The organism is Rhodococcus sp. NPDC127593, assembly GCF_042671975.1.
Lineage (GTDB): Bacteria > Actinomycetota > Actinomycetes > Mycobacteriales > Mycobacteriaceae > Rhodococcus_F.
In genome coordinates, this window is record NZ_JBHXWI010000191.1 from 1 (window position 1) to 1,160 (window position 1,160).

Genomic DNA, 1,160 nt, shown 5'->3' on the forward strand with positions numbered 1-1,160 from the left:
CTGGACTCAACTCACCCTAATGGGAGCTACCGGGTCCAGTCAGTAGGGCAGACTCGGTGCTGTAGCCCCGGCAGGTGAGCACTTACTTACCCTGAACTGGTCGAGTTCTGGTGTCAGACCGTGCCCCTGCCGGCGGTCGGGAGCGAACAACTTATGGGATGTCGTGCCCGCCACAACGATTGGCGTGAGCACTGGTCCATTAGGGCGCTGAGTCTCCCGCAGGCTGCTGACAACTCAACCCGGGGAGATTCAGGAGCATAAATGTTGTTCGTCGGAGACGACTGGGCCGAAGACCACCATGACGTGGAGGTGCAAGACGAGCAAGGGCGCACGCTGAAGGCGGCCAGAGTGCCCGAGGGCATCGACGGCATGGCACGCTTGCACGAGCTGATTGCCCGGTTCCTGCCGCAGGATTCCGATCCCGGGCAGGTGCTGGTGTGCATCGAGACCGATTGCGGCCCGTGGGTACGCGCGCTGGTCGCGGCGGGATACCAGGTGTACGGGGTCAACCCGAAACAGGCTGCGCGGCATCGTGAGCTGATGTCGTTGTCGGGGGCCAAGGACGATAAGGCCGATGCCCGCACGCTAGCCGACATGCTGCGGACCCGCCGCCATCAGCTGCGCCAGGTCGCTGGCGACTCCGACGAGGCCGAGGCGGTCAAGGTCGCCGCCCGCGCTCATCAGACGCTGATCTGGGAACGCACCCGGCACATGCTTCGATTGCGCACGGCACTGCGCGAATACTTCCCCGCCGCGCTCGAGGCGTACAAGCCACTCGGGCTCGCGGGCGCCGACACCCTCGAACTGCTGGCCAGGGCCACCGATCCCACCTCCGCGGCACGGCTGACGATCGGCCAGATCACCGCCGCACTCAAACGGGCAAGGCGCCGCGACGTGCCCACGAAAGCCGCGGCTATCCAGGCGGCGCTCCGCACCGAGCACCTGGGCCAAGCCGATATCGTGACCGGCGCCTATGCCGCATCGGTCCGCGCGACGGTCGCGGTGCTGCGCACCCTGGGCGAGCAGATCAAGGTCATGGAGGGCGAGGTCGGGGCGTGTTTTGGCCGGCACCCGGACGCTGAGATCTACCTCAGCCAACCCGGCATGGGCGGTATCACCGGCGCCCGGGTGCTCGCAGAATTCGGCGACGCCGACGGCCG

1 protein-coding gene is annotated in these 1,160 nt (G+C 66.9%); it reads left to right on the plus strand.

Translation table 11 applies throughout. The features are described 5' to 3' along the window. Nucleotides 1–261: 261 nt before the first annotated feature. Nucleotides 262–1,160: IS110 family transposase (locus ACFVJ3_RS49545; RefSeq protein WP_378459057.1), on the plus strand; the 899-nt coding region annotated here is incomplete at its 3' end.